General features: G+C 70.7%; 28 protein-coding genes. 14 read left to right on the forward strand and 14 right to left on the reverse strand.

Annotation, left to right across the window (positions count from 1 at the left end; translation table 11 throughout):
- Positions 1-6: 6 nt before the first annotated feature.
- Positions 7-231: a DUF397 domain-containing protein gene (locus tag EJK15_RS11250; RefSeq protein WP_138710319.1), complete on the reverse strand. Its 225-nt coding sequence runs from the start codon at positions 229-231 to the stop codon at positions 7-9.
- Positions 218-1018 carry a helix-turn-helix domain-containing protein gene (locus EJK15_RS11255; protein WP_138710320.1) on the reverse strand — a complete coding sequence of 267 codons (801 nt, stop codon included), beginning with the start codon at positions 1016-1018 and terminating at the stop codon, positions 218-220. Before EJK15_RS11255 ends, EJK15_RS11250 begins: the two co-directional genes overlap by 14 nt.
- A gap of 206 nt (positions 1019-1224) precedes the next feature.
- Between EJK15_RS11255 and EJK15_RS11260 the strand changes: the two genes are divergently transcribed.
- From EJK15_RS11260 to EJK15_RS11275, 5 genes are all read left to right on the forward strand, one after another.
- Positions 1225-1638, forward strand: coding sequence for an ATP-binding protein (locus EJK15_RS11260; protein WP_138710321.1), 414 nt, complete (start codon positions 1225-1227; stop codon positions 1636-1638).
- Positions 1639-1645: 7 nt separating this feature from the next.
- Positions 1646-1858, forward strand: coding sequence for a hypothetical protein (locus EJK15_RS11265; RefSeq protein WP_138710322.1), 213 nt, complete (start codon positions 1646-1648; stop codon positions 1856-1858).
- 21 nt (positions 1859-1879) lie between these two features.
- Positions 1880-2122 carry a hypothetical protein gene (locus tag EJK15_RS11270; protein ID WP_206060792.1) on the forward strand — a complete coding sequence of 81 codons (243 nt, stop codon included), beginning with the start codon at positions 1880-1882 and terminating at the stop codon, positions 2120-2122.
- 124 nt (positions 2123-2246) lie between these two features.
- The gene (locus tag EJK15_RS70440) at positions 2247-2384 is read left to right on the forward strand and encodes a hypothetical protein (RefSeq protein ID WP_171074238.1); all 138 of its coding nucleotides are present in this window, start codon (positions 2247-2249) and stop codon (positions 2382-2384) included.
- A 179-nt stretch (positions 2385-2563) separates the two neighbouring features.
- Positions 2564-2788, forward strand: coding sequence for a hypothetical protein (locus tag EJK15_RS11275; RefSeq protein WP_138710323.1), 225 nt, complete (start codon positions 2564-2566; stop codon positions 2786-2788).
- Here the strand turns inward: EJK15_RS11275 and EJK15_RS11280 are convergent.
- The 6 genes from EJK15_RS11280 to EJK15_RS11305 form a co-directional block, all read right to left on the reverse strand.
- Positions 2752-3513, reverse strand: a complete 762-nt coding sequence (locus tag EJK15_RS11280) for an SDR family NAD(P)-dependent oxidoreductase (protein ID WP_138710324.1) — start codon at positions 3511-3513, stop codon at positions 2752-2754. The genes EJK15_RS11275 and EJK15_RS11280 overlap by 37 nt on opposite strands.
- 20 nt (positions 3514-3533) lie before the next feature.
- Complete coding sequence (locus EJK15_RS11285; protein ID WP_138710325.1) at positions 3534-4112, reverse strand: TetR/AcrR family transcriptional regulator; 579 nt, start codon at positions 4110-4112, stop codon at positions 3534-3536.
- Positions 4113-4272: 160 nt separating this feature from the next.
- On the reverse strand, positions 4273-5478 hold the full coding sequence (locus tag EJK15_RS11290) for a hypothetical protein (RefSeq protein ID WP_138710326.1): 1206 nt from the start codon (positions 5476-5478) through the stop codon (positions 4273-4275).
- Entirely contained in the window at positions 5475-5987 is a 513-nt protein-coding gene (locus tag EJK15_RS11295) for a SigE family RNA polymerase sigma factor (protein WP_138710327.1), read from the reverse strand. The genes EJK15_RS11290 and EJK15_RS11295 overlap by 4 nt, the downstream gene beginning before the upstream one ends.
- Before the next feature lie 52 nt (positions 5988-6039).
- Complete coding sequence (locus EJK15_RS11300) at positions 6040-6303, reverse strand: hypothetical protein (RefSeq protein ID WP_138710328.1); 264 nt, start codon at positions 6301-6303, stop codon at positions 6040-6042.
- Positions 6296-7378 carry a glycosyltransferase family 9 protein gene (locus EJK15_RS11305; RefSeq protein ID WP_138710329.1) on the reverse strand — a complete coding sequence of 361 codons (1083 nt, stop codon included), beginning with the start codon at positions 7376-7378 and terminating at the stop codon, positions 6296-6298. Before EJK15_RS11305 ends, EJK15_RS11300 begins: the two co-directional genes overlap by 8 nt.
- 94 nt (positions 7379-7472) lie before the next feature.
- Between EJK15_RS11305 and rfaE2 the strand changes: the two genes are divergently transcribed.
- Positions 7473-8906, forward strand: a complete 1434-nt coding sequence (rfaE2, locus tag EJK15_RS11310; RefSeq protein WP_138710330.1) for a D-glycero-beta-D-manno-heptose 1-phosphate adenylyltransferase — start codon at positions 7473-7475, stop codon at positions 8904-8906.
- Position 8907: 1 nt separating this feature from the next.
- Here the strand turns inward: rfaE2 and EJK15_RS11315 are convergent, their stop codons facing one another.
- Both EJK15_RS11315 and EJK15_RS11320 read right to left on the reverse strand, forming a co-directional pair.
- Positions 8908-9735 (reverse strand): alpha/beta fold hydrolase, encoded by an 828-nt coding sequence (locus EJK15_RS11315; protein ID WP_138710331.1) that lies wholly within the window; start codon positions 9733-9735, stop codon positions 8908-8910.
- A 53-nt stretch (positions 9736-9788) separates the two neighbouring features.
- Positions 9789-11363 (reverse strand): IucA/IucC family protein, encoded by a 1575-nt coding sequence (locus EJK15_RS11320; protein ID WP_171074239.1) that lies wholly within the window; start codon positions 11361-11363, stop codon positions 9789-9791.
- A 77-nt stretch (positions 11364-11440) separates the two neighbouring features.
- Here EJK15_RS11320 and EJK15_RS11325 point away from each other — a divergent pair, with 77 nt between their 5' ends.
- Positions 11441-13165, forward strand: coding sequence for an IucA/IucC family protein (locus tag EJK15_RS11325; protein WP_138710332.1), 1725 nt, complete (start codon positions 11441-11443; stop codon positions 13163-13165).
- 107 nt (positions 13166-13272) lie between these two features.
- Positions 13273-14337: an STAS domain-containing protein gene (locus EJK15_RS11330; protein ID WP_240776901.1), complete on the forward strand. Its 1065-nt coding sequence runs from the start codon at positions 13273-13275 to the stop codon at positions 14335-14337.
- Here EJK15_RS11330 and EJK15_RS11335 read toward each other — a convergent pair.
- Complete coding sequence (locus EJK15_RS11335) at positions 14323-15426, reverse strand: sialidase family protein (RefSeq protein ID WP_138710334.1); 1104 nt, start codon at positions 15424-15426, stop codon at positions 14323-14325. The two genes, EJK15_RS11330 and EJK15_RS11335, sit on opposite strands and share 15 nt — an antisense overlap.
- A gap of 314 nt (positions 15427-15740) precedes the next feature.
- Here EJK15_RS11335 and EJK15_RS11340 point away from each other — a divergent pair, with 314 nt between their 5' ends.
- Positions 15741-17147, forward strand: a complete 1407-nt coding sequence (locus EJK15_RS11340; RefSeq protein ID WP_206060793.1) for a dihydrolipoyl dehydrogenase family protein — start codon at positions 15741-15743, stop codon at positions 17145-17147.
- On the opposite strand, the gene EJK15_RS11345 is transcribed toward EJK15_RS11340, so the two are convergent.
- From EJK15_RS11345 to EJK15_RS11355, 3 genes are all read right to left on the reverse strand, one after another.
- Positions 17144-17584, reverse strand: a complete 441-nt coding sequence (locus tag EJK15_RS11345; protein ID WP_138710336.1) for an STAS domain-containing protein — start codon at positions 17582-17584, stop codon at positions 17144-17146. The two genes, EJK15_RS11340 and EJK15_RS11345, sit on opposite strands and share 4 nt — an antisense overlap.
- A gap of 155 nt (positions 17585-17739) precedes the next feature.
- On the reverse strand, positions 17740-18738 hold the full coding sequence (locus tag EJK15_RS11350; protein ID WP_138710337.1) for a hypothetical protein: 999 nt from the start codon (positions 18736-18738) through the stop codon (positions 17740-17742).
- Entirely contained in the window at positions 18735-19943 is a 1209-nt protein-coding gene (locus EJK15_RS11355) for a hypothetical protein (protein ID WP_138710338.1), read from the reverse strand. The genes EJK15_RS11350 and EJK15_RS11355 overlap by 4 nt, the downstream gene beginning before the upstream one ends.
- A gap of 275 nt (positions 19944-20218) precedes the next feature.
- Here EJK15_RS11355 and EJK15_RS11360 point away from each other — a divergent pair, with 275 nt between their 5' ends.
- From EJK15_RS11360 to EJK15_RS11380, 5 genes are all read left to right on the forward strand, one after another.
- Positions 20219-22372, forward strand: a complete 2154-nt coding sequence (locus EJK15_RS11360) for a transglycosylase domain-containing protein (protein WP_138710339.1) — start codon at positions 20219-20221, stop codon at positions 22370-22372.
- A 225-nt stretch (positions 22373-22597) separates the two neighbouring features.
- Positions 22598-23569 (forward strand): LacI family DNA-binding transcriptional regulator, encoded by a 972-nt coding sequence (locus tag EJK15_RS11365; RefSeq protein WP_138710340.1) that lies wholly within the window; start codon positions 22598-22600, stop codon positions 23567-23569.
- On the forward strand, positions 23556-24803 hold the full coding sequence (locus tag EJK15_RS11370; RefSeq protein WP_138710341.1) for a serine/threonine-protein kinase: 1248 nt from the start codon (positions 23556-23558) through the stop codon (positions 24801-24803). Before EJK15_RS11365 ends, EJK15_RS11370 begins: the two co-directional genes overlap by 14 nt.
- 167 nt (positions 24804-24970) lie before the next feature.
- Complete coding sequence (locus tag EJK15_RS11375) at positions 24971-26026, forward strand: lytic polysaccharide monooxygenase (RefSeq protein WP_138710342.1); 1056 nt, start codon at positions 24971-24973, stop codon at positions 26024-26026.
- Positions 26023-26535: a hypothetical protein gene (locus tag EJK15_RS11380; RefSeq protein WP_138710343.1), complete on the forward strand. Its 513-nt coding sequence runs from the start codon at positions 26023-26025 to the stop codon at positions 26533-26535. The genes EJK15_RS11375 and EJK15_RS11380 overlap by 4 nt, the downstream gene beginning before the upstream one ends.
- Positions 26536-26678: the final 143 nt, after the last annotated feature.

The raw sequence follows: 26678 nt of genomic DNA on the forward strand, positions 1-26678 counted from the left end.
GGCGTATTAGAAGTCGAATTCTCCGAGTTTCGCGCCGCCCACGAAGGCGCGGAAGACGCTGCCTCGAAGGATCATCGGTGCGACGTCGGGCTGCTCGGAGTCTTTGATGGCGTATCGGTCGCCGCTCAGCTTGGCCGCATAGAGGCAGTCCCCTCCGTTCGGGCCGGAGAGCGTGGACTTCGCCCACTGTGCGGCCTCCAGTTCGGCACGGAGCTCGTCAGTGATCTTCATACTTCGCCGCCACCTCACGCACTAGTCGCTGGCTCACGTGAATGGGATGCGCCCATTTGTGAATTGCGTCATATATGACGTTAACGCGCCTTACCGTCTCCTCGCGAGCGGATACGGAGCCCTGGACAGCGTCTTCGAGGTAGACGTGGTCCGGCATGCCGTCACCCTGGGCCAGGGCGAAGCCCCCGAGGACACCTGCTGTGGCGCCCACCTCCAGCGGCACGACCTGGAACGAGACATTGGGCCGCTCAGCTATCTTCAGCAGGTGCTTTAGCTGCTCGCGCATCACGTCTTTGCCTCCAACGGGCCGTAGGAGAACGCATTCGTCGAGCAGCGCCCAGTACATGGGCGGATCCTCGCGCTCGAACACGGACTGCCGCCGGAGCCGCGTCTCAACGGCCTCTTCGATCCACTGCTCGGTGGCCCCCGGCGCGGCCGAGAGCATGGCCCGCGCGTAGCGAGCTGTCTGGAGGAGCCCCGGGACAACGAGCGGTTGCCACGTTCGTATGGTGTGCGCCTTCTCTTCCGCTTTCGGCCATTCGCTGAACCACTTCGGCACGGACATGACCGCTGTGTTGGGCAGGAGCCGAAGGAGCTCCCCGTTGAGCCCCAGGACCGCTTCGGCTGCAAGCGTGAACTTCTTGGTCGGCCTCCGCTTACCGCGCTCGATCAGGCCGACCAGGCTCTCGCTGCATGAGAGCAGGTGTCCTAGCGCCATTTGAGACAGCCCGGCTGTGTTGCGCGCCTTCTTCAGCAATTTCCCGTATGTCTGTGTGTCCTCGGCCATGGATCTCACGCCCCTTCGAAGGACCCCGACAACGCTGCCACGCGTCTGTCTGGATACGGACAGTCGCAAGCCGATTACAGATTAGTAGGCGAGCGGCACTCTCGTAAGTAGTTCCGGACTTCGCGCTCAGCCTCCTGTCCGGACCAAATAGCGGCATAGCAAACAAAGTCGGTGATTTCGTGCGAGCAGGAACCACACCAACGGAGATGCCAGATGTCGTCGTATGGCGGAGTACTACCCTGCGCCGAAACGACAGGACGCCATGGCAGGCGCGTCAGGCTACCGGGCTATGGCTGGCCGACAGCCATCCATCGGTCCGGGCCGACGCCCTGCAGATCGTCGCGGAACTGGTTGCCAACGTCATCCAGCACGTCCCGGCGGGTCGGCGACGCGACTGGCTCAAGGTCAGGCTGGGCTTCGGCGACGGCTTCGCGCGTCTTGAAGTGATCGACCCCGGCACTCCAAAACCGGAACCGTCCTTCGCCCCTCGCCGGGTGGGCCCCATGGAGGAGTCCGGCCGCGGCCTTGGCATCGTGGCGCGGCTGAGCATCCGATGTGGAACGCACGTCATCAAGGACGGCCATCGCGTCGTGTGGGCCGACATCGCCGTAAGCGCGTGATCGCGCCGTGACGGCAACCAGGAGTTTTCCCGGCTGGGACATCATCGATGGCGCCGGGGGCGGCTACATCGCCATCCGTACCGTTCTAGTGCCCGAAAACAGCGGACTTTCCAACATACGTTGCGGCGCGACCCTGCTCGAGCTGTACAAGCACCTGGAGCAGGAAATGCGCCGCCAAGAACGGCCGTCTCCGACAAGGAAATTGCCGGGCGCGGCATAAGGGTCCGCCTTCTTCGCCGGCATGGCCGAATCCGAACGCGAGTACATCCGCGAGAAATCCCTCGAAGGCCAGGCCTCCGCCCGCGAACGCGGCCGCCACGGCGGGCGCCCCAAGGTCTTCGACGACGACCTGGTCGCCTACGCGCGCACCCTCCGCGCCCGCGGCGTGGCTGTTCCCGACATCGCCCGCAAGCTAATCATTCCCGGAGGTTCCGTCGCCGTGTTCGCACAGCTCAGAGCGCTTCCAGAGACTCACAAGTCATGATCCCAGTCCGCTACAAGTGCTCTTCAAGTCGTCAGCCCTAACTTGGTCATCACAAGCACGACAGGTTCCACGGAACACCGGGGGAACGAAGACACACCGCGGAAGCGGTGGAAGGGGAAACGAAATGTCGAAGATCTCGCTGAACGACCTTGCCATCGACGGTGCCGAGCTGACCGACGCCGAGCTGGGCGACGTGGCCGGCGGCCGACTGACCGTGTGCTGGACCACCGGTGGCAAGGCCACCGAGTGGCAGGTGTCCTAACCGATCCGGGACCGGACCCGCGAGCTCGGCGGCTTCCTGCTCGGGGTCACGCACGGGTAGCCACGGAGCCGTCGACCCGGACGCGCTCACGGCCGACGACCTGGGCGAGATCCTCTCGTCCAAGCGCGTCGTGGCGGACTGGATCGCCCTGGCCTCCGGGGCGCCCTCGTTGGCCTGGGGTGAAGCTCATTGACACCCTCCTGATCGCGGCCGCGCTGGTGCTGCTCGCGACGCAGGTGCTGGGCCCGGCCGAGGAGCCGCCCGCCGCGCCGGTCAGCCTGGTGACGCGCTGGACGGGGGCGTTTCTGATCGACTACTGGGTCGTCGTCGTGTGCGTCACCCTCGTCGCCGCGCCGGACGGTGAAGGTCAGGCGGTCGCGCCGCCGTCTATCACGTGGTCCTGACCCACGACAAAGCTCGAATCCGGAGACGTCAGCCACAACACCGCGGCGGCGATCTCCTCCGGAGTGGCTACCCGGCCGATCGGCAGCGCATCGCGAAGGCGCTCGTCCCGCTGCTCGCGGGTCTCCCCCGGGCGCGTCGACATGGGCGAGTCGATCGGTCCCGGGCTCACGGCGTTGATGCGCACGCCGTCCGCGATGTGGTCGCGGGCGGCGGTGCGGGTCAGGAAGCTCACCCCGGCCTTCGACGCCGCGTACGCGGCCGCTCCCGGCAACCGCCAGTGCGCGCCCAGGTTGGAGGCGACGTTGACGATGACACCGCCGCCGTGCGTGCGCATGTGGGCGATCTCGTGCTTCATCGACAGGAACACGCCCTTCAGGTTCACGGCGAGCACGTCGTCCCAGACGCCCTCGTCGTAGTCCGCCACGGGCGCCAGCATGCCGAAGATCCCGGCCGCGTTGCAGGCGACGTCGAGCCCGCCGTACCGGGAGACGGCGGCGTCCACCATCGCCGCGACCTCGCCAGACTTGGTGACGTCCCCGGCGAACGCGCTCGCCCGGCCACCGTCTTCCTCGATCCCCTTCACGAGCGCGGCGAGCCGGCCCGCGTCGCGGCCGGCGACCAGCACGGCGGCGCCCTCCTTCGCGTACGCCCGTGCGACCGCCCTGCCCACGACCCCGGTGGCGCCGGTGACGAGTGCGACTTTCTCTGCGAAATGACCTGTCATGAATTCCATACCAATCGTTCTCAAATTTGGACGGCCGTCATGGCCTGATCAACGGCATCGCGAAGCCGGCGCGGGTCCGGGTCGGCCCGGCCGAGCACCCTGACGCCCTGCAGCAGCACGAGCAGGAACCTGGCGAGCGCGTGCGGGTCCTTGCCCGCCGGGATCTCCCCCTGCGCGCGGGCCCGGACGAGGGTGGATGCCATGGCGGTCTCGAGCTCCGCCCAGCTCGCCGCGATCTTCCGCGACACGGCCGCGTCGCGCGAGGCGAACTCCACGGCCGTGTTCACCACCATGCAACCCCGCCGCAGCTCGTCCGCCAGGCATTCCGCCACGTACGAGTCCAGGAACGCGCGCAGCGCGGGCAGCGCGGGACCCGGCTGGGACAGCGGCTCCACCACGTCGCGTCCCGCCAGGTAAAGCTCCAGCGCCTTCAGGTAGAGCTCGCGCTTTCCGCCGAAGGTCCCGTAGATGCTCGCCCGCGCGATGCCCAGATGCGCCACGAGGTCCGCCATCGAGGTCGCCTCGTAGCCGCGCTCCCAGAACAGCTCCAACGCCTTCTCCAGCGCGGCCCCGGGATCGAACTCCTTGCTCCGTGCCATGGCGGCAAAGCTAGCACTATCTAGAACGATCGGTCAAAAATTTCCACTACTTCACAGCTCCCCATGGGACGCCCGAGATCATCCAGCGCTGCGCACCGGTCAGGAAGCGGGCGGTCCGCTTCATGACCGGTGCGCTGCCCGGTAAGTGCCCCGTGATGCGTTACCTGGGTGTGAGGACCGCGCGCCAGGAGCCGTCCTTGTCGGAGTCCCCGTACTGGGCGAGCTGGGTCATCCTCTTCCCGTCCACGCTCACCAGGACCAGGCCGTTGTTGAACTCGTCCCCGCACGTGCCCGCGCAGCCCAGCCCGATCACGTTGTCGTCGTCCGCCCAGGCGTGCAGTTGCAGCACGTTCTGCCGGCCGACGATCTCGCCGGTCTCACGATCGGTGATCCGGGTCGGCAGCCCGTCGGGGCCGAGCACGAGGCGGCCGTTCGGCGAGATCGCCGAGATGCGTGAATAGGCCACGTACTGCTGCCCCTTGGGCGCGTCCTGTGGCTCGCCGCCGAGGCTGTAGAAGACCCGGTCGGGCATGGTGTTGGTGGGGGCCCAGAGCATGCCGCCGTCCAGGGTCCAGCCGAGGTCCTGGCGGGCGTTGCTGTTGGAGGGCCCCTCGTTCTCCATGGACGTCCTCCAGTCGGGCAGCGGCCCCAGCTCGTGGTGCTCGGCCGTGCCCGCCTCGACGTCGATGATGTAGTAGCCGGTCCGCGGGCTACCCGGGGTCATCGCCTGGTCGCCCTTGCCTTCCAGGGTCTCCGGATAGCTGGAGTAGGTGGTGGCAAGGACCTTCGTGCCGTCGGGGGACCACGAGACGGCCCCCGCCGGATGCTCCAGGTCGAACCACTTCAGGATCTTCCGGGTGTTCATGTCGAGGATGCCCAGCCGCTTACTGATCAGCTCGCCTTCGAGCACCGCCGCGACCTGCAGGCCGGGGGCGGCGTCCACCCACGCCCAGGAGGTCTTCTCGTACCCGCCCGTACGCGGGTCGTAGAGCGACCACGTCCGCCGGATGCGCTCCTGGTTCTCGGAGACCTGCTCCCTGCTGTACACGTAGTAGGCGGACACGGCCATACTGCCGGCCGCGATCAGCTTGGCCGGCGGGCGGTTCTCGGTGTCGGCCCCCACGTCGGTGGGCGCGGGCGAGGGCCGGGCGGGCAGTGTGATGCCGTTGGCGGGGCGTACCGTCACCTCGGGCTCGCGCACGCCGGAGACGAACACGGCGACGGCCGCCACCATCACCCCCACCGCCAGCATGGCCGCCGCGGCGGGCCTCCAGGCGCGCCGCCGTAGCGCCCGGTCGGCCAGATCATGCGGTACGCGGGTCTCGCCGGCCCACTCATGCAGGGTGTCGTGAAGCAGTCGGGTCACCTGGCCACCTCCAGCAGTTCCTCGGCCAACTCGGGAGCGATCTCGCGCAGGCGTGCCAGGGACCGGTGCGCGGTGCTCCTGACCGTACCGACGGAGCAGCCGAGCGCCTGCGCGACCTCCTGCTCGGGCAGGTCCTCGAAGTACCGCAGCACCACCACCGTGCGCTGCCGCGGGGTGAGCCTGGCCAGCGCGGACCGCAGCACCATACGCAGCTCGCGCTGGTGGTTCAGGTCCCGGCCGGCCAGCTCGGGCGGGCTCGCCTGCACCACCTCGCCGCGCCGCCCGCTCGCCCGCCACCAGCTGATCTGCTGCCGGTACATGATCTGCCTGGTGTACGCCTCCGGGGCGTCCACACGCCGCCACTTGGCCGCCAGTTTCGCCAGCGCGCTCTGCACCAGATCTTCGGCCGCGTGCTGGTCACCACCGGTGAGCAGATACCCGAGCCGCATCAAGGCAGGAGAACGCACGGCGACGAACTCGCGGAACCGTTGCTCATCCGCGGCGTCCACGATCACCTCCAGGGATTGATGTCACCCTGTCAGACGCCGCCCGGCCGTCTCGCTATGCGCCCGATCCCGGCTCCTCCAGCAATCCCAGACTGTCCTGCTCGCCCCGGCGCCGGATGACCTCGTTGATCGCCTCCGTCACCTCCTGCCTGCTGTAAGCGCCCTCGGGCAGCTCGTTGAGGTGCGCGAGCAGGTCGGCGGGCAGGGCCACGTGTGCGGAGGCCCGCGCGTACACCTCCCGCATCGCGACCCGATCCTGTCCCTGGAACGCCTCGTCGATCGCCTGCCGCAACTCGTCGAGCACCGCGTGGTCAGCCATGTCCGCATCCTCCATCCGGAGAGTCAGAAGAACTCGTGAGCAGGTCTCTGACCTGCTCCATCACCATGCCCACCGACACGTCGGCAACCCACGAGAGGTCGTGCGCGCAGCGCTCGGCGTGCACGTTCACGCCGCTGGCGCCGCACGCCGGGCACATCGTCGTCCAGGAGATGAGTGGCCGGTGCCGGGTCCTGGAGAGCGGGCCGGCGTTGATGAGGTTGGGGCACCAGTAGACGGCGACCGTGGGCGTGCCGACGGCGGCGGCCAGGTGGCGCGGGCCGGTGTCGTTGGCGACCACCAGGTCGCAGCGCTCGTAGAGCGCGGCCAGGCCGCCGATCCCGAGCGTGCCCACGACGGGGATCGCGGGACGGCGCGTCGCGGCGACCACCCCCATCACCAGGTCCCGCTCCGCACAGGTGCCCGTGACCGCGAGGGGCCGGTCGATCAGATCGGCCACCTCGGCGAAGCGCTCCACCGGCCACCGGCGCCGGGGATCGGTCGCACCCGGGTGCAGGGCGACCAGCCCCGGAGGCGGCTCGCCGAACTCGGAGACCAGCTCGGCGCGGTCGCGGCCGGTGACCGCCAGCCGCGCCTCCAGCGCGCCCGCGACCCCGCCGACCAGTGCCGCGACCTGCAGGAAGCGCAGGGTCTCGTGGTGGTAGGACGTGTACGGCACCCAGCGGTCCAGCCGCTCCGCGCCCGGGGCCCGCATCCCGGCCGTCACCCGGGCGCCCAGCCGCCGGATGAACGGGTTCGAGAAGCGGCCGCCGCCGTGGATCTGCACCGCCAGATCGAACCCGCGCCCCCTCAGCTCCTCGCACAGCCCGTCCGGCACCGGATGCCCGGTCTCCGACGTCGACACCCCCGAGATCGGCGGCAGCGCCACCACGTCGTCCACCGGCCCGGGCCGCCCGGTGAGGAACTCGGCGTGCCAAGCGGTGCCGAGCAGGGTCAGCCGGGCGCCGGGGTAGGCCCGCTTGAGCGCCTCCAGCGCCGGCACGGCCATCAGGTAGTCGCCGAGCGCGTTGGCGCGCAGCACCGCGATCCGCTCCACGCCGTCGACCAGCGCCTTCATGCGCTCCGGCTACCCCGGGACGTCCCATCCGTAACCTGGCATATGAGCCGACCGCAATGGTTTGAGCCGTGCTTTCACAGGTACTCGCTTTCTCATGGGCACCGCGAACGAGAAGACCGTCAGCGCCGTGGTGGTCGGCGACGTCATGCTGGACTCCTGGCTGCTCGGCTCGGCGAAACGGCTGGCCCAGGAGGCGCCGGTGCCCGTGATGAGCCTGGAGGCGACCGAGAACGCGCCGGGCGGCGCCGCCAACACCGCGGCCAACCTCGTCGCGCTCGGGGCCCGCATCCGGCTCGTCGGCGTCGTGGGCGACGACCCGTGCGGGGACGAGCTGGTGCGGTCGCTGCGGCTGCTGGGCGTCGAGACGGACCTGCTGACCGTGCCGGGGCGGCTCACCGCGCACAAGCGGCGGCTGGTGGCCAGCGGCCAGCTCACGGCCCGCTACGACGAGGAGGATCTCGACGGCATCCCGGCATGGGCCGAGCGGGAGCTGCTGCGCCGCCTGGCGGCGATCGTGCCCAGGGCCGACGTGGTGGTGGCCTGCGACTACGGGGGCGGCGTGTTCAGCCCGGCAGTGCGCCGGGCGCTCGCCGGGGTCCCCCTGCTGGTGGTGGACGCGCACGCGGTGGCGCTGTGGCGCGAATGCGCGCCGGCCGCGGTGCTGCCGAACTACGCCGAGGTGGTACGGCTGCTCGGCGAGGCGGACGGGGAGGTGGACCGGCCGGCGTACCTGACGTCGCGTACCGACCGGCTGCTGGAGCTGACCGGCGCCGGGATCGTGGTGACCACGCTGGACGGCGAGGGCGCGCTGCTGCACAGGCGCGGCTGCCCGCCGTACCGGACCTATGCCCAGCCCGCGCCCCAGCACATGGCCACGGGCGCGGGCGACACCTACACCGCGGCCTTCGCGCTCTGGCTGGCGAGCGGCGCCTCGCCGGAGGAGGCGGCGCAGGCGGGCCAGGCCGCGGCCGGCGTCGTCGTGCGCCGCCCGGGGACGGCCATCTGCACCCGGCACGACCTGCTGCGCGCGCTGCGCCGGCGCGAAGGCGCGGTGCAGCCGGCCGAACGCCTGGCCCAGCTGCTGGACGAGCACCGGCGCAGGGGCGAGCGGGTGGTGTTCACCAACGGCTGCTTCGACGTGCTGCACCGGGGGCACGTGACCTACCTGGAGCAGGCGGGACAGCTCGGCGACGTGCTCGTGGTGGCGGTCAACAGCGACGCGAGCGTGGCCCGGCTGAAGGGCCCGGGACGGCCGGTCAACCCGTGCGAGGACCGCATGTCCGTGCTCGCGGCGCTGAACGACGTGGACTACGTGGTCGAGTTCGACGAGGACACGCCTGAGCGGCTGCTCAGGATGATCCGCCCGGAGCTGTACGTCAAGGGCGGCGACTACACCCCGGAGATGCTGGCAGAGGCCCCGCTGGTGCGCTCGCTCGGCGGCGAGGTACGCGTGCTCGGCTACGTCCCCGACCGCTCGACCACCGCCATCATCGGCCGCATGAGATCCCTGCCCCACCACGATCGCTGACTCAGAGCAGGGCCCGCTCCAGCCACGGCCGCAGGATGGGCAGGGCGTTCCCCGCCTGCATCGCGCCCATGTGATCGAGCCCGTCCAGCACCTCGACGTCCCAGCCCAGTGCCGCCAGCTCGGCACGGTGCCGCACCAGCGGGCCCGCGATGCTGACGTGCGTCCCGCCCCACCGCTCGTCATATTCGATCTCGTCGGCCGACCCGGCGAAGCACAGCCGGGGACAGGTCAGCCGGACGGATCGGTCGTCGAAGTCCCGCAGCGCCTCGTACAGCGTGACGAACTGCCTGGACTGCTCCTCGGTCGTGGACACCTCGACCGACGACCAGTCGCCCGGCTCCACGGACACGGGCTCGGCCTTGGGCTTCCCGGACTCCTCGTACGCGGCCATGGTCACCCGCAGCATCTCCGCGTACGGGCCTGCGTACGCCGGGAACCCGCCCATGACCAGCGCCGAGAGCCGATCGGTCCGGATGGCGAGCTGCAGCCCGCTCAACGCCAGCCATGAATACCCGTAGTACGCGAACCGCCCGGCCCCCGCAGCATCGGCCACCGCCAGCAGGTCCGCCGCGACGTTGGCCGGCGTGAGCGTGTCCGGCTTGGGCGCGGCCATGACGTGCCCCTGGTAGTCGAAGGCCACGACGCGGAAGGCGTCGCTGAGCCCGTCGATGAGCGAGCGCCCCAGCGCCGGGTCCGCGCCCCACTTGCGCATCTCCTCGGCCTGCTCGCCCTCGACCGGCCGCGGATCGACGGGCAGAAGCACCGCCGGCCCCGACCCGTGCACCTCGACGTCGATGGTGTTCCCGTCGTGCAGTCTCGCCTCGGCCATGGCTTTCCCCCTAACTCAATACACCGTAAAGTGTTGACGTGAGAGAGGATAGCTTATGCCGTAAAGAGTCTCAACGGATTAGGTACGGGCACGCACCGCATCGCCTCGCCGGCGGCATCCGTCCAGCGCAGCAGGAGATTGGCCTTGGCCGGAACGTGCGCGCCGGACAGCAGGGCCCGCAGCTCCTCCGGATCGTCGTAGTCCTTGCCGACACCGGCGAACACGGCCCTGGCCCGCGCCCACAGCTCGGCCCGCAGCCGCGGATGGCGTACGGCGACGGCTCCGGCGATCTCGAAGAGGTTGTTGGTCACCAGGCAGTAGACCAGCCGTTCCCACCCGTAGGCACCGCTCACCACGGCCGTCCCCGAGAGCCGCGGATGCCGCTCCGCGACGATCCTGACGCCCTCGTGATCGCGGAAGACGGCCTGGCCGGGGCTGCCGTACTCGTCCACCCCGATCAGCACGTTCTGCAGGTGGCATTCGAGCACGACGCCGTGCCGCAGGTACGCGTGCAGCACCGGCGGCACCACATGCTCCAGATAGCGCTCCCACCACACCAGCGCCCCGTACTCGTCCAGCCGGTCGAGCGGATTGCCGGGAAAGCCCTCGCTGATCCCCGCCGCCAGCAGCGCCGTCAGCCCCGGGCGCAGGTGCTCGCCGAGCCCGTCGCGAACGATGACGGCCAGCGCCTCGCCCCCGTCCCCGCCCAGCTCCGCGCTGCGGTAGCCGCGGTCGCGCAGCACGGCGGGCCGCGGGACGTGGCCGGGCAGGTCGTCGAAGGCCCCGTCCACCAGGTCGGCGACCACGCCCAGCCGGCGCAGGTCGCGCAGCCACAGCCGGCGGATGTCGTTCGTGACCCGCACGTCCAGGCTGAACTTGCAGAACAGGTCCGGCCCTGGCAGGTAAACCGTGCGGATCGACGAGGTCGGCGCGGCCGCGACCGTTGTTTCTCCCAAGTGGCGCAGCGGGCCGTCACGCAGGCCGCCGAGCAGCTCCACCTGCCAGGGGTGGGCCGGCAGCAGCGCCAGGCCGTCGCCCGGCGGCGGGCCGAGCCCGTCCAGCGCGCCCGTGTCGCCCTCCTCCACCAGGATCCCCGCGGGCACGCCGAGCAGCGGCAGGGCGAAGCTCGCGTGCGCCTCCGGCGAGTACCGCAGCCACTCCTCAGGCCCCGCCCCACCGCGCGCCTTGGGGGCCGGGTGGTAGCGGTGCCCGGCGACGAGAGCCTGCTCGGAGCGCAGGTACGGGTCCGCGGGCGGCGCGGCGGTCCGCCTGGCCGCCAGCAGCGTGGCCGTGACGTCCCGGCTGTGCAGGATCTCGGCGAGCAGTGCGTCGTTGGCCGTCCCGGTGCCCGCGCGCAGCTCGGCCGCCGTCAGCGCGAGCAGGTCGGCCAGGGACAGTGGGCACCAGCCGTCGGGCGTGCGGAGCGCGGGGGCGGCCGGGAAGCGTTCGCCACAGGTCCGGAGCACGTGGCCGGTCGCGGGCAACAGGAACGTTCCGGGGTCCGGGTGAGGGTGGGCCACCTCGCGCAGCAGGCAGTTGAGCAGCGCCGTCACCGCGAGGGCTTCGGCGTCTGTCCATGCCTCTCGCTCCGGCCCGGGGGGCGGGAGGAGGCCGTCGGTGGATGCCATGGCGACCTGCTCCTGCCTGTTGTACCCATCGGTGCCCACAGGGTAGCTACCTGATGATTCTGGAAATAGTGGGAGCTATGGGACGAATGGCGGACGCGTTCGCGGCGGAACTGGCCGCCGTGCGACCCGACCTCTCCGCGGCCTACGCCGCGGCGCTGCCGGGTGCGCAGGCCGCCGTCCTGGGCCGCCTGTGGCGCAGCCTCCTCTACGAACCCCTGCCCGGCGTGGCCGCGTCTCCGGGCCTGCCCTGCCCAGGACCGGCCGGCGCGCCTCTCGACCAGACCGAGCGGGCCGGCGCGCCTCCTGTCCCGGCCGCGCCTGGCCCGGCCGCGCCTCCTGGGCCGACCGGGCGAGGGGAGGCCGTTGTGCTGCTGTGCGACGGGCGTCGCCTGACCGGGCGGGCGCGGTTGCCGTACGACCTCTGCGGCGAGTCTGCCCTGTGGCTGGACGACCGTCCCTGGACGCACCCCGCCGAGCTGCTGGCCGCCCTCAGACTGCCCGGCACCGGCCGGCTGGTCGAGGACCTGGACAACAGCGTCGCCTCCCTGGCCCTGTCCCGCGCGAACGCCACCGCCGCACGCACTGACATCTCCACCCCGGAGGACTACGAGCAGAGCGTGGTGGACGGGCATCCCTACCACCCGTGCTGCCGCAACCGGCCGGGCGTCTCCGTGGCCGAGCAGCTGGCATACATGCCGGAGCACCGCCCCATGGTCACCCTCGACCTGGTCGCGGTGCCGGCCGCGGACTGCCTGGTCTCGGGCGCGTGGCCGGCCGCGCTCACCGACGGCGACCGGCTGCTCCTGCCCGTGCACCCCTGGCAGACCCGGCACGTGCTGCCCGCCCTGGGCCTGCGCCCGTACGTGACGGGGGCGATCCCGGCCCGCCCGCTCATGTCCGTACGCACCCTCGCCCCTCTCGACGGCGGCCCGCACCTCAAAACAGCGTTCAGCACCCGGATGACCTCGGACGTCAGGGACATCTCGCCCGGCTCGATCCGTGACTGCGTCGCCCTGTCGCACCTGCTCACGGAGCTGTCCACCCGGCTCGGCGGCCGCCTGCGCGTCGCGCGCTACCTGGCCGGCGCCGCCGCCGCGGCGAAGGGCGAACACAGCGCCGACCTGTCGGTCATGCTGCGCGAGCCGACGTCCGCCGTCGCCGGAAGCGGGACCGTGCTGCCCGTCGCCGGGTCCGCGACCGTACTGCCCGTCGCCGGGTCCGCGACCGTACTGCCCGTCGCGGCGGTCACCCGCGAAATGATCGGCAACCCCGCCGGGTGGCTGGCGGCGTTCGCCCGCCTGGCTCTGACGGACGCCCTGGGCCTGCTGGCGCTCGGCGCGGCGCTGGAGGCCCACGGCCAGAACCTGCTGGTGGTGCTCGACGGCGACGGCCGCCCGTCCCGGCTGATCTACCGCGACCTGGCCGACGTCCGGCTCAGCCCCGCCAGACTGGCCCGCAACGGCGTCGAGGTCCCGCCGGTCAGCGCCAGGTTGCTCAGCGACGACCCCGGGGTGCTGCACGCCAAGCTGTTCGGCTCGCTCATCGGCACCACGTTCGGCAGTCTGATCTCGCTCTTCTGCCGGGGCGAGCGCGCCGAGGAGTCGCGCCTGTGGGCGGTCGTGGCCGCCGCCGCGCGAGAGGCGTTCGACGGACTCCCCCGGGGACCCGACGCGCGGGCCGACCGCAACGCCCTTTTCGGTCCGCACATCACCGTGAAGGCGCACCTGGTCGCGCAGCTCGAGGGTGCCCCGCCGGGCGACAGCTGGACGCGCCTGCCCAACCCGCTCACCACACCGATCTGACCCGGAAAGTGCCTGGCCCAACCTGCGATGGAGGAGGAAGATGGGCTGGCCGCGCATCTGCCGCCGGGCCGATCGCGTCAGGTGAGGGGGAGGGAGGTCGTGCGGTGATGCAACTTTCCGTACGGCTCGTTCCCGTCGGCGAGACCACCCTGGTCATCGCGCTGACGGGCGAACTCGACTCGACGACCAGACCCGTGCTGGCCGCGTTCCTCGACCCGCTGCCGCGGTCCCAGGTGAAGTACGTGGTCGTGGCGGCCTCGGACCTCTGGTTCTGCGATCTGAACGGGCTCGAGCAGTTCGCGATCACCCATCGGGCCATGCAGGCGAAAGGCGGCCACCTGGCCGTGGCGGAGGCCCAGCCGCCGCTGCGCCGCCTCATCACCCTGATGACGGAGCACGCCAGGCCCGCGATCCCCGTGTACGTCAGCATGCCGGAGGCCCTCGCGGACACCGACGTCGAGATCTACGAGATGCCGGCGCCGCCGACCCCGCTGAGCCGTCACCTGCCGCGCCTGCGGAACGTGCCAAGCGTCGAGCGCGACCGGCCACGAGCCCGCCGGGAGCCGCAGCACGACGAGCCGGGCCCCGCCGCGCCGGGTCAGGCCATCGTCCAGTCACGCACCCTGCGCCCGCGCACCACCCGCGAGCCGCAGGTCACGAGCGGATCCGACCTGGCCTCGCGCACGCCCGCGCTGGCGTCCGTGGCGCTGGCCGCCGGGCCGGTGGCCCAGATCGTCCTCGACCTGTCCGGCAACCTGGCGCTGGCCAATGCCAGGGCCGAGGCCCTGTTCGAGCTCGATCCGCGCGACGTCGGCCGTCCCTTCCATGACCTGGAGGCGTCCTACCGGCCCGTCGAGCTGTGCTCGATCATCGAGCGGGCCCGCCACGAGCTGCGCCCGATCGAGCTGCGGGAGGTCACCTGGCACCGCGCCGGCCTGCCGGAGGGCAGCGTCTTCGACGTCTCCGTCGTCCCGCTGCTGGCCTCGGGAAGCCTGGTGGGGATGGGCATCCACTTCACCGAGGTCACCCGCCACCGCAGGCTGAGGGACGAGCTGGAGCAGGCCAACAGGCGGCTGGAGCAGGCGTACGACGAGCTGCGGCGGCTCAACGACGCGCTGACGGCCCGCACGAGCGAGGTCGACGACGGCCCGGACTCGTCACGAGCTCGCTAGCTCGGCGACGGGGATGCGGCGGAACGCGATCCGCTCGTACGGGGCGAAGTCGCCCGTCTCGAACAGCAGCCCCACCGTGTCACCGTCCACCCTGACCAGGTCGGAGTAGGCCGCGGGCAGCCCCGACACCGTGTGCGCGACGCGCCACGTGACGCCGAGGTCGTCGCTGGCGCGCACTGTCATCAGCGCCCGTGCGTCGGGCGCCGCCGGCCCCGAGAACAGCAGCACGTCCGGCGACTCGCACCACAGCACGCTGCCCTCCACCACCGGGCCGACCAGCCCCGCCTGCGGGCGGAATGGCAGCTCCAGCTGCTGGCCGCCGTCGGCGGAGTAGGCGTCGGCCCTGGTGCCGGGGGCTGTGGAGTCGGTACGGGTGTTGAAATAGACGCGCCCGTCGGGCAGCTCGGTGGCCGTGGTCTCGTTGACGTTGACGTAGCCGTCGGGGTTGTCGTCGACGTAGCCGATGCGCCAGGTCTGGCCGCCGTCGTCGCTCAGCACCGAGTGGCCGCCGTTGTACTTGCCCTCGGTCCCGTTGTCGGAGCCGGTCGGCGGCAGCGAATGGTTGGCGGGGATCACGATGCGGCCGGCGTGCGCGCTCTGGCGCAGCTCGATCGCGTGCCCCGGCGTTGTCGCGTACCAGCGCCACTCCGGCCGCTTCGCGCTGCCGGTGATCTCGCTCGGAGCCGTCCAGGTGACCCCGTCGTCCGTGCTGACTTGCACGAACACCTTCCGCCCTTCGGCCGCGGTCACCTCGCCGCGCCTGATCTTCGCCTCGGTGGCCGACGGCCCCTGCCGGACGTGGACCAGGACGATCCTGCCGTCGGCCAGCGCGACGGGCGCCGGGTTGCCCGCGGTGCCGCGGCGCGGCTCGGTGGCGACCACCTGCAGGTCACCCCAGGTCCGGCCGCCGTCGGTGGACCGCTTGAGCACCAGGTCGATGTGGCCGGAGTCACCCGCTGAGCCGCGCCGCCCCTCGGCGAACGCCAGCACGGTGCCCGCCCGGGTCACCACCGCCGCGGGGATCCGGTACGTGTGATAGCCATCCGTCGACTGCCGGTACGGCATCGACGTGGGGTAACGATCCGCCATGCGGGCACGCTACGGCCCCACGGTTAACGGAGCCCGACATACGACCTACGTGAAGGCGAATGTGACCGACGGTGGAGTAGGGGTGTAGGCGACAGAAGGGACACGTCGTATGACCGCTCCTCCAGAGGTGGACGACCCACCGAAAGAGGCCGACGACGCGACCGTCCGGCTGGACCGACGACGAGCCCGCCGTGCCCGCCTCCTGAGCACCGCCCCGCCCGGCGGGCACAGGCCGCCGGGCGGGGGGTTCTGCCATGAGACCGCCCCAGCGTGAAAGAGTGCATGTCTACGGACGAGTGCTTCTGGAGGCTGGGGTGGCTGACGAGTTCGACGTCATAGTGATCGGCGGCGGTCCCGCAGGCGAGAACGTCGTGGACCGGGCCGTGCGCGGCGGCCTGACCGCGGCCGTCGTCGAGGAGCGGCTGGCCGGCGGCGAATGCTCCTACTGGGCGTGCGTGCCGAGCAAGGCGCTGCTGCGGCCGATCGACCTGGCGGGCGAGGTGCGCCGGGTGCCCGGGCTGTCGCTCGGGGAGATCGACGTGGCCGCCGTGCTGGCCCACCGCGACGAGGCCGTAGGGCGCTACGACGACGCCGGGCAGGTGCGGTGGATCGAGGGCGTGCCGGCCGAGTTCATCCGCGGTCGCGGCCGGCTCGACGGCGCCAAGCGGGTGCGCGTGACCACGGAGGACGGCGGCGAGCGGGTGCTGACCGCCAGGCAGGCCGTTGTGCTGGCCACCGGCAGCAAGGCCGCGGTGCCGCCGGTGCCGGGGCTGGCCGAGGCGGACCCGTGGACCAGCCACGAGGTGACCGCGGCCACCGAGATCCCCGAGCGGCTGGTCGTGCTCGGCGGCGGAGTGGTGGCCTGCGAGATGGCTCAGGCCATGCACGGGCTCGGCGCCAGGCAGACCACCCTGCTCGTCCGCGGCGGCGGGCTGCTGAGCAGGATGGAGCCGTTCGCGGGAGAGCTGCTCGCCGAGTCGTTCGCCGAGGCCGGGATCGACGTGCGCACCGGGGCCGGCGTGGTCGGGATCGAGCGGCCAGAGCCCGGCGGGAAGGTGACCGTGCACCTGGCCGAAGGACCGTCGCTGGAGGCCGACGAGCTGCTGGTGGCCACCGGCCGCCGGCCCGCCACGCACGACCTGGGGCTCACCTCGGTGGGGCTGGCCGACGGCGCCAACGTCGAGGTGGACGACAGCATGCGGGCGACCGGGGTCCCCGAGGGCTGGCTGTACGCCGTGGGCGACCTCAACGGGCGCAACCTCCTCACGCACATGGGCAAGTACCAGGCCAGGATCTGCGGCGACGTGATCGCGGCGCGGGCGCGGGGTGAGGAGCTGTCCGAGATGCGCGACCTCGCCGACGGCTACGGCGCGCCGCAGGTGGTCTTCACCGACCCCCAGATCTGCGCGGTCGGCCGCACCGAGGCGGCGGCCAGGCAGGCGGGCTTCCGCGTACGCGCGGTGGACTACGACATGGGCGCGGTCACCGGGGCCTACCTGCTGGGCGACGGCTACCGCGGCCGGGCCAGGGCCGTCGTGGACGAGGACAGGAAGGTGCTGGTCGGCGTCACGTTCGCCGGACCCGGCGCGGCCGAGCTGCTGCACGCCGCCACGATCGCGGTCACCGCCGAGGTGCCGCTGGACCGGCTGTGGCACGCCGTGCCGTCGTTCCCGACGGTCAGCGAGGTGTGGCTGCGCCTGCTGGAGGCGTACGGGCTCTAGGACCCGCCGCGCCGGCCGCGCTCGGCCGCGGGGGACGCGGGGGACGCGGCCGAGCTGAGGCTGAGGTCTTCCCCCGACTCCAGCATCAGCTCCGCCACGGTCTCCTCGAGACTGTCGCGTAGCTCCACGTGCGACAGCAGGTCCGTCAGCCGCAACACGGACAGCAGATGATCGGAGGGCCGGACCAGGATGATCCGTCCGCTGCCCTCTTCCTCCATCCGCTGCATCACCATCGCCAGCACGCCGATGACCGAGGAGTCGTAGAAGTCCAGATCGGCGAGGTCGAACACGAGGACGGGCCCGTCCGACCAGTCCCACACGGCGTTGATGCAGGCGCTGAACCGGACCCGCCCCGCGTGGTCGAGCTCGCCGCTGGCGCGCATGACCGTGCAGTGGACATACCGGGTCGTCTCGATTCGCAAGCCGCTGCTGCTCACGCCTTTTCCCCTGCCCTCAGGGTGGCGTTATCACAGGTGATCGCTATTTTTCCCGGGCCATTAGGCCTCGCGATCCCCCTGGTTACCAAGAGGGTCATCGAGCAGCCTGCGCAAGATCGCGGCCAGTGTGCCGGCGTCCCCTTCGCCCGTACTGGTCAGTGCGAGGTGCCGGACTCCAGGGTCGGCACCACGCCGGGGACGGGGGTGATGAGCACCAGCAGCGGCGACCGGACCAGGCTGGCCAGCTCCAGCTCGGTGACGTTGCCCTGCCTCCGCTGGTCCGGCGGGCCCGCGTCGCCGTCCCTGATGCTGAGGATCTGCTCCACGGACGGCGCCGCCGCCCTGACGATCTTCTTGGTGGCGTGGCGCAGCCAGCGCAGCTCGCTGTTCATCCGCCGCCACGTCGTCGGGAGTACGCTGGCCGGCTCCGCCCTCGTGCCGAGCCTGAGCGTGATCCGGCCGGTCCCCCCGAACGTGTTCCGCAACACGGGGTTGACCACGAACATGCCCGAGCGCAGCAGGCGTGTGCCCTGCCTGTTGAGGTTCGCCAGGCCACCGCCGCTGATCAGCGAGTACAGCTCGCAGCGGGAGCCGTCCAGAGTGTCGGGGTCGAAGTCCACCGGGGGCGGCTCCTCGAACACGATCTTGTCCAGCCGCAGCCCCGCCACGCCGTCCGGCAGGATGCGGCCGGCCACGGCGCTGCGCACGTCCTCGCAGACGCCGGCGCCCTCCATGATGTCGAGCGCCTCGACGCAGATCAGCCCGTCGTCGGGGATCTCCTCCGCCGCCAGGTCGAAGGCCACCTGGGCGTGCGCCTTCCGGCCGCGCAGCAGCACGCACTGGCGCAGCCGCCCCTGGGAGCGGATCTGGACCAGCCGCGGCAGCGGGCTCGGCGGCCCCGTCGCGTCGGTGTGCCAGCCGGTCACCGACACCTCGTCCACCGACAGCGTCATCCGCACCCGCAGCGGACGGCCCTGCGCGGCGATCTTGAATCCGGCCAGCCCCGAGGTCTCGAACCTGCCCACGATCTGCGTGCCCCGGCGCAGCCGGTCCGTCACCTGCAGGGCGGCGACCTGGCCGCTGAGCAGATGTGCGGGCGGTATCGCGGGAAGGACCAACTGGTCGAGGTCGGTGGCGGATTCTGCGCTGCTCATCGAGTGCTCCTCGCGGGGGTGAGTGAAGTGGACAGCCCTGCCGGGTGGCGGAAGTCGAAACGGGTGAGCAGGGGTTCACGCCGTTCCCACATGCGGTGGACCGCGCCGAAGAGGGGATCACCGTCGCGCTCCACGTACCGCAGGTTGACGGCCAGCACGCGCGCGTAGTCGGCGCCGTGCGCCCAGTGCGGCAGGAGCTGGGTGGGCACGTCGGCGCCGCAGCGGCGCAGCCAGAGCCAGAGGCGGGCGCGCTCGCGCTGCTCGGGGCCGAGAATGGTGTCGCCCTTGGCGTGCCTGGCGACGGCCTCCTCCAGGAGGTGGCTGAGCTCGGACGGCGAGCGCGCGACGTGCGTGGCGCCGCAGTCGGCGCCCGCCGACCAGCCGGCCTGGATGACGGGGATGCCGAAGGCGGGCAGGTCGCTGTCGGAGAACGCGACGCCGACGTCCGCCAGGCTCCACAGGATGTTCGTGGACAGTGCGTCGGCCACGTATTTCATGCGGGCGTGGCCGCCCGCGAAGGGGTCGAGGAACAGCCAGTTCGCCGACTCGTCCGACGCGGCGAACCGCGCCGTCGTCTCGAACAGCTCCGTGTCCTGGCCGGCCACGTGGTTGAACACGACGATCGTGGGCAGGCCCGGGTCGAGGCCCAGGCGGGCACAGCCGTAGCTGCGGAGCTGGCGGCGCTCGGTGTCCGTGCGGACCTGGTAGCCGCTCTTCTCCTGCCAGGCCACTCGCTCGGCACTGGCCCTGATCAGGTCCCGGTTCGGCCAGACCCGCAGCTCGAAGAACTCGGCGACCCGGCCGGGCAGGTCGTCATGGAAGGAGCTCGCCCCGTCCCCGGGGAACAGCGCGTACGCCTGAAGCGTGCCCTTTCCGTGGACGTGCACGACCGGGATGTCCCTGGGCAGGCCGCGGTCCACCCGCCCGGTGACCAGCACGGCCGGCAGCGTCTCCGGCTGCAGGTCGCGCGCCGCTCCGAACACCTCGGCCAGCCGCCGCGCCTCCGGGTCGCCCAGCACGACCAGCCGCCCCGAGATCATCCCGCAGACGGCCTTCGCGGCCATGAGCGTGCGTACCACGACCCTGATGTCCTGGTCGAACACCTCCGCCACGACACACCTGTCGCCGCCGGGGCTCTCTCCCCAATGACCGCGAGCAGCTCGGAGCAGACGATCGAAGTGCTCGCCATCCCCGATTCGACGCATGAGACCCTCCACCGAGGCCAGGAAGATATGCCCTGGTAGACCTTGCCAGAACGGGGGACGGCCATCGGGCGGCTGACACGCTTCTTTGCCCGCCGCTGACGTAAACTCAGCCGGCCGCAAGGGGAAGGCAGCCGGACGATCAGCCGGCTGTGCCGGAAAATCACCGCGTCAGCGCCGAACCAACGGCCTCCCCGCGGGGTCAAAGGTTTTATCTGGAGCACGCCATGGCTGGGTTTAGGATGCACCCTATTGCCTCGAGGGGGAGGAATTTCCGCATGAGTTCCCGTTTGTCGAGTATCGCGCGCCTGACCGGGGCCGCGGCAGCGGCCGGCGTGGTGGCCGCTGCCATCGCGCTGCCTGCGGTCGGAGGCACCGGAGCGATGTTCGTCTCGGCATCGGAGGAGCTCGGCATCAAACCCGAGGAGCTCAAGGAGCCCCCGCCCGCGGAGAAGACAGAGATCCTCGACGCCAAGGGCAACCAGATCGCGCAGTTCTACGAGGAGTACCGCCAGAGCGTCACCCTCGACAAGGTCGCCGACGTCATGAAGACGGCCATCATCTCCATCGAGGACTACCGCTTCTACGAGCACGGCCCGATCGACATCGAGGGCACCATCCGCGCCCTGGCCAAGAACCTCACCTCGGGTGGCATCGCCCAGGGCGGCTCGTCCATCACCCAGCAGTACGTCAAGCAGGTGCTGTACAACTCGGCGACCACCGAGGAGGAGAAGAAAGCGGCGGTCGAGAGCAGTTACGCGCGCAAGCTCAAGGAGCTGCGCTACGCGATGGCGGTCGAGGAGAAGTACACCAAGGACCAGATCCTGGAGAAGTACCTCAACATCGCCTACTTCGGCGCCAGCGCCTACGGGATAGAGGCGGCGGCCCAGCGCTTCTTCGGCGTGAGCGCGTCCGACCTGACCTTGGCGCAGGCGGCGACCCTGGCAGGCGCCGTGCAGGACCCCAACGCGACGGACCCCAACCTGGGCAAGGAGCAGCGCGACCGGCTGCTCAATCGGCGCAACCTCGTGCTCGACACGATGGCCAAACTGGGCAAGATCACGCCCGAGGAGGCCGCCGAGGCCAAGACCAAGAAGCTCGGCTACAAGGGCACCCCGCTCCCGGGCGGCTGCGGGGCCAGCGACTACCCGTACTTCTGCATGTACGTGCGCAACGAGATCCTCAGCAACCCCGTCTTCGCCAAGACGGCCAAGGCCAGGAGCCGCTTCCTCAACAGGGGCGGCCTGAGGATCCAGACCACGCTCGACACCACGATGCAGAAGGCCGCCGAGAAGGCCATCAAGAAGTACGTGAACGCGTCCGACAATCCCGTGGCCTCCGAGGCGCTGGTCGAGCCGGGCACGGGCGAGATCAAGGCCATGGCCGCCAGCCGCAAGTACGGCCAGTCCAAGCGGAAGCACGAGATGTCGTACAACGTCGTGGCCGACGCGGTGCACGGCGGCGGCGTCGGTTTCCAGGCCGGCTCGACGTTCAAGACGTTCACCCTGCTCACCGCGCTCGATCAGGGCATGAAGATCAACGATGGGTTCACCGTCGGCAGCGGCTTCCGCGCCCCCTACTACTCCACGTTCAAGAACTGCAAGGGCGAGAACATCGCCGACCCCAGCCACACCGTCACCAACGACGAGGGCGGCGGCGGCTTCAAGTCGCTGGCCACCGGCACCTGGGGCTCGGTCAACACCTTCTTCATGACGCTGGAGCAGAAGGTGGGCCTGTGCAACGTGGTCAAGACGGCCAAGTCGCTGGGCATCAAGCGGTCCGACGGCCTGAAGCTGCAGGAGTTCTCCACGTTCACGCTCGGCATCAACGAGATGGACCCGGTGACCGTGGCCAACGCGTACGCCTCGATCGGCGCGCGCGGCAAGTACTGCGCACCCATGGCCATCACCAAGATCACCGACCGCAACGGCAAGGTGACCGACTACAAGCCGAAGTGCAAGCAGGCGCTGGACCCCGAGGTCGCGGACGCCGCGGCGGACATCCTGTCCGGCGTGTTCATCAGGGGCACCATGCGCGGCGTCGGCGGCATCGGCCGCCCGGCCGCCGGCAAGACCGGCACCACGGACTCACAGGCCACAGCCTGGTTCGCCGGGTTCACCCCGGACCTGGCGGGAGCGGTCAGCATCGGCGACCCGCGCGGCGCGGTGACGCACAAGCTGAACAACGTCACCATCGGCGGCCGGTACTACGGCTCGGTCTTCGGTGCCTCGATTCCGGGACCGATCTGGAAGGACACCATGATCGGCGCGCTGAAGGGCGTTCCGGCGACGGACTTCACGCCGGTGAACACCGCCCGCTTCGGCGGCTGCGGCCAGAGCTGCCAGCCGGTGCAGCGGGAGCCGGAGCGGGTGCTGCCGGAGGACGACGATGACGACGACATCAGCCTCGGGCTCGGAGACGTGGACGATTGATCGGTAAGAGGGGTTTCCAGGACGTCGGATACGACAAATCGGACATGGAAATATAGGGCGCTCCACACCGGACACAAAAAGCTCTGACGGTTACCAACGCCTCTAGCTCCGCAAATTCGGAGTGCGTCCGCACAACGGGGCGCACTCCTTGCAAAGGCCCTATTAACAACGCCGAAACATTGGTAACGTGGGAGCGCTCCCAGGACCTTTTCCGCGAGGTGCTCCATGACCGAGCAGCCCACACTGGCACAGGTGGCGGCCGCTGCAGGGGTTTCCCCCGCGACCGCATCTCGAGTCCTCACGGGCTCGGTGCGGGTCAGTACCTCGACCCGCCGCCAAGTCTACGACGCCGTCTCCCGCATGGGTTACGTCCGGCAACGGGCGCCCAGGGGAACGGCCGCCAAAACCATGGCCGACGGCGTCACGGCCGTGATCTGCGATCACCTACCCCGCCTGTTCTCCGAGCCCTACTACGCCAGGCTCCTGTCCGCCGCGGGCGCCGTGATCGCCGAGCACGGCACCCATCTCATGGTCACGACCGTGACCCCCACCTCCTCCACCCTTCCCGTGCTGTCCGGCGCGGTGCTGATCATCGGCGCCAGAGAACGCCACCCCCTGGCGATCAAGCTGTCCACCTCGGGCGTCCCCGTGCGCAACATCGGCCGCCCGCCCCACGACCTCAAACTCCCGTACGCCGACGTCGACAACTTCGACGGCGGCCGCCAGGCGGCCGAGCACTTCCTGCTCACCGGCCGCCGCAACGTCGCCGCCATCGGCGGCCCACCATCCCTACCAGCGGCCCGCGACCGGTTGGAGGGGCTGGTCCGCACCCTCCAGGCGGTCGGCGCGCCCGACGTGCCGGTGGCCTACGGCGACTTCACCGCCGCCTCGGGCACCCACGCCATGCAGTGGCTGTTACGCCACGCCCCGGGACTGGACGCCGTCTTCGTCGCCTCCGATCTGATGGCGGCCGGCGCGATCCAGGCACTGCGCAGGGCCGGGCGCAAGGTGCCCGCCGACGTGGCGGTGATCGGGTTCGATGACGCCCCGGTCGCCAAGCACACGGTCCCCACGCTGACCACGATCCGCCAGCCCGTCGAGGAGCTCGCCACGGTCGCCACCCGGCTGCTCCTCACGGGGGCCGCGGGGATCGACCCCGTCCTCCCCACGGAACTGGTCGTCCGTGAGTCGGCTTGAGCCTGGGGACGTTCTGGCCCGGCGGTATCTGCTGCTGGATCCGCTGGCCAGAGGGGGCATGTCGGTCATCTGGCGTGCCTTCGACCAGTCCCTGCACCGGATGATCGCAGTCAAGGTGCTCACCGCGTCCCTGCACACCGACCATGGCGACCGCATCAGTGTGCGCAGCGAGGCGCGCGCCGCCGCGAGGTTCATCCACCCCGACACCATCGAGATCTACGACTACGGCGAGACCGTCACCACGAGCGGCGGCGTCGCGGCCTACGTGGTGATGCCGCTGCTCGACGGCATGCCCTTGGCCGAGCGCATCGAGGCGGGGCCGCTGCCGTGGACGGAGGCGGCGGCCATCGCGCTGCGGCTGGCGCGGGTCCTCATGGCCGGGCACGCCCGCGGCCTGGTCCACCGGGACGTCACGGCCGAGAACGTGCTGCTCACGGCCAACGGGCCCAAGCTGCTCGACTTCGGCATCGCGGCCTGGGCGGGCGACCCCGAGGACGACCGGGGCACCCCGCCCTACGTCGCCCCGGAGCGCCTGCTCGGCGCGCCGACCCATCCGGCGGTCGACGTCTACGCCCTGGGCGTGCTGCTGCACACCATGCTCACGGGGCGGACGCCGTACCCGGAGACCACGTGGGAGGAGATCGAGGCGGCCTGCCGCACCTCTCCACCGCCGCGGGTCCCCGGCGTGCCGCACGCCGTCGCCTCGCTCTGCCAGAGCTGCCTGGCGCACCGGCCGGAGGAGCGGCCCACGGCGGCGGACATCGTCGCGGAGCTGACCTCGGCGCTCGGCACGGCGAGTCTGGGACTGCACGTCAGGCGGGGTCTTACGGTCGCGGGGTCCGCCGCGGTCGCGCTCTCCGCCCTGCTGTGGTTCCAGCAGACGGAGCTCAAGCAGCCGGTGGAGCAGGCCGTGGTGATGCCATCGCCTTCCTCGTCGGCCCGGTACCTCGAGAGCTCGCCGGCCGCGGTGGCCACCGTCGAGCAGGCGGTGGACGGCTTCAAGACCGTGCTCGAGGCCAGGACGCCGTGCGGCGCGACCGACGCGGACGTCGTGCTCGACCTCAAGCAGGTCCTGCACGCCACCGTGACGCCGCTCGGCCCGTACGAGTCCAGGACGGAGAACGTGCGGCAGAAGCTCTCCGACCGCCTGCGGGAGGGCCGGCTCGCGCCCGCCTGCCTGAGCGAGCTTGAGGCCAGGCTCGACGAGATCGACGCCGCACTCCGGCGAGATTGAGTGAGGGGTACGGCAGCACCAGCCGTACCCCTCGCGAACAACGTGACCAAGATCGGCTGAAAGTTTCACCGCGCGTTGTCGAATCGGCGCGGCGCGTGATTGAATGCGCTGGCCGGGCGGGCAGGTCGTGGGCAGGTTTCCTCTGTCGTCAGCACAAGGGAATCCCCATGAAGTCATTCAAGCCGGCGGCGATCACCGCCGTCATGGTCCTCATCACTACGATCTTGCTCGTGCCCTCGCAGGCACAGGCGCACGGGGTGTCGATGTTCCCCGGCAGCCGCACGTTCCTGTGCTGGCAGGACGGCCTGCGGGACAACGGCCAGATCATCCCCTACAACCCCGCGTGCGCGGCCGCCGTCGCGCAGAGCGGCACGACCCCCCTCTACAACTGGTTCGCGGTGCTGCGCTCCGACGGCGCGGGCCGGACCACCGGATTCATCCCCGACGGGCAGATCTGCAGCGGCGGCACCGGCGGGCCCTACGACTTCTCGGCATACAACGCGGTCCGCTCCGACTGGCCGCTGACCCACTTGACCTCGGGCGCCAACATCCAGATGCGGCACAGTAACTGGGCGCAGCATCCCGGGGCCTTCAACTACTACATCACCAAGAACGGCTGGAACCCGAACGCGCCGCTGAAGTGGTCGGACCTGGAGCCGTTCGGCAGCGTCACCAACCCGCCCGCCAGCGGCGGCGCCGGCGGCCTCAACTACTACTACTGGAACACCCAGCTCCCGTCCGGCAAGAGCGGGCGACACCTCATCTTCACGCACTGGATCCGCTCGGACAGCAACGAGAACTTCTACAGCTGCTCCGACGTCGTCTTCGACGGCGGCAACGGCGAGGTCACCGGGGTCGGCCCCGGCGGCCAGTCGCCCGGTCCCGACCCGACGATCACGCCGACGACCCCGGCGGGCGACTGCACGGCGACGTGGAAGGCCACCGACACCGGCTGGGCCGGCCACTTCCAGGGCGAGGTGACCGTGAAGAACACGGGCGCCGGCTCGATCAACGGCTGGACGGTCAAGTGGACCTACAGCGGCGGGCAGGGCTTCGATGGCGCGCCGTGGAACGGCGTGTTGTCCGGGCAGCCACCCAACGTGGCGGTCAAGAACGCCACCTACAACGGCCAGCTGGCGCCGAACGCGACCACCACGTTCGGATTCAACGCCACCGGCTCGGTCCCTAACCCGGCACCCACCCTGACCTGCACCAGCCCGTGATCAGAACGCGTCGCGGGCTGGTCGCGGCGATCGTCACCCTGGCCGGCCTGACCCTGGCCGGGGTGATGTTCTTCGCTGCCACGCAGCCGTCGTCCCAGCTCTACCGAGAGCTCGCCGCCCAGGTGACGCTCGTGCTCGAGCAGGCCTCGCCCGGCGAGCACCAGCACCACGGGCACGACTTCGAGTCCCGCGTCGTGTGCGCGGTGGAGCCGTTCGGCACCGAGCCGGCCGACGCGTCATCCCTGGTCGAGGTGGAGTGGGTGTACGCCCGCCACATGTGCGCGATCACCGGCGAGAGCAGCGAGTGGTCGGTCTCCGTGCGCGCCTCGGGCCCGATCGCCGTGCGGCTCGGCATCCCTCCGCAAGTCAAGGTGCCGGAGCCGGGGTTGGGTTATCCCGAGCGGGTCAGGCAGCTCATCCCGGCGCGCTACCACGAGCAGGCGTTCGCCGAGTTCGAGGACGACGAGGCGATCGACGCCGCTCGTCAGCGGTTCGCCCAAGCCAAATAAGATCAAGCCGAATACGATCGAGCGAATAAGACCAGGCCGAATTAAGCCGGGCCGAAAATAAGATCGGCCAGATTAAACGGACGCGGCCGACTGGAGGAATCGGCCGCGTCCGTCCCATCCGGGCGGGGATGGTATTCGGGCAG

Source organism: Nonomuraea basaltis (assembly GCF_005893125.1).
Classification (GTDB): Bacteria; Actinomycetota; Actinomycetes; order Streptosporangiales; family Streptosporangiaceae; genus Nonomuraea; species Nonomuraea basaltis.

Excerpts from the sequence above, each read along its gene's own strand:
- EJK15_RS11250 (WP_138710319.1), bottom strand. The coding sequence starts at position 231 with ATGAAGATCACTGACGAGCTCCGTGCCGAACTGGAGGCCGCACAGTGG.
- EJK15_RS11255 (WP_138710320.1), bottom strand. The coding sequence starts at position 1,018 with ATGGCCGAGGACACACAGACATACGGGAAATTGCTGAAGAAGGCGCGC.
- EJK15_RS11260 (WP_138710321.1), top strand. The coding sequence starts at position 1,225 with ATGCCAGATGTCGTCGTATGGCGGAGTACTACCCTGCGCCGAAACGAC.
- EJK15_RS11270 (WP_206060792.1), top strand. The coding sequence starts at position 1,880 with ATGGCCGAATCCGAACGCGAGTACATCCGCGAGAAATCCCTCGAAGGC.
- EJK15_RS70440 (WP_171074238.1), top strand. The coding sequence starts at position 2,247 with ATGTCGAAGATCTCGCTGAACGACCTTGCCATCGACGGTGCCGAGCTG.
- EJK15_RS11280 (WP_138710324.1), bottom strand. The coding sequence starts at position 3,513 with ATGACAGGTCATTTCGCAGAGAAAGTCGCACTCGTCACCGGCGCCACC.
- EJK15_RS11285 (WP_138710325.1), bottom strand. The coding sequence starts at position 4,112 with ATGGCACGGAGCAAGGAGTTCGATCCCGGGGCCGCGCTGGAGAAGGCG.
- EJK15_RS11300 (WP_138710328.1), bottom strand. The coding sequence starts at position 6,303 with ATGGCTGACCACGCGGTGCTCGACGAGTTGCGGCAGGCGATCGACGAG.
- EJK15_RS11305 (WP_138710329.1), bottom strand. The coding sequence starts at position 7,378 with ATGAAGGCGCTGGTCGACGGCGTGGAGCGGATCGCGGTGCTGCGCGCC.
- rfaE2 (WP_138710330.1), top strand. The coding sequence starts at position 7,473 with ATGGGCACCGCGAACGAGAAGACCGTCAGCGCCGTGGTGGTCGGCGAC.
- EJK15_RS11315 (WP_138710331.1), bottom strand. The coding sequence starts at position 9,735 with ATGGCCGAGGCGAGACTGCACGACGGGAACACCATCGACGTCGAGGTG.
- EJK15_RS11320 (WP_171074239.1), bottom strand. The coding sequence starts at position 11,363 with ATGGCATCCACCGACGGCCTCCTCCCGCCCCCCGGGCCGGAGCGAGAG.
- EJK15_RS11325 (WP_138710332.1), top strand. The coding sequence starts at position 11,441 with ATGGGACGAATGGCGGACGCGTTCGCGGCGGAACTGGCCGCCGTGCGA.
- EJK15_RS11330 (WP_240776901.1), top strand. The coding sequence starts at position 13,273 with ATGCAACTTTCCGTACGGCTCGTTCCCGTCGGCGAGACCACCCTGGTC.
- EJK15_RS11335 (WP_138710334.1), bottom strand. The coding sequence starts at position 15,426 with ATGGCGGATCGTTACCCCACGTCGATGCCGTACCGGCAGTCGACGGAT.
- EJK15_RS11350 (WP_138710337.1), bottom strand. The coding sequence starts at position 18,738 with ATGAGCAGCGCAGAATCCGCCACCGACCTCGACCAGTTGGTCCTTCCC.
- EJK15_RS11355 (WP_138710338.1), bottom strand. The coding sequence starts at position 19,943 with ATGCGTCGAATCGGGGATGGCGAGCACTTCGATCGTCTGCTCCGAGCT.
- EJK15_RS11360 (WP_138710339.1), top strand. The coding sequence starts at position 20,219 with ATGAGTTCCCGTTTGTCGAGTATCGCGCGCCTGACCGGGGCCGCGGCA.
- EJK15_RS11365 (WP_138710340.1), top strand. The coding sequence starts at position 22,598 with ATGACCGAGCAGCCCACACTGGCACAGGTGGCGGCCGCTGCAGGGGTT.
- EJK15_RS11375 (WP_138710342.1), top strand. The coding sequence starts at position 24,971 with ATGAAGTCATTCAAGCCGGCGGCGATCACCGCCGTCATGGTCCTCATC.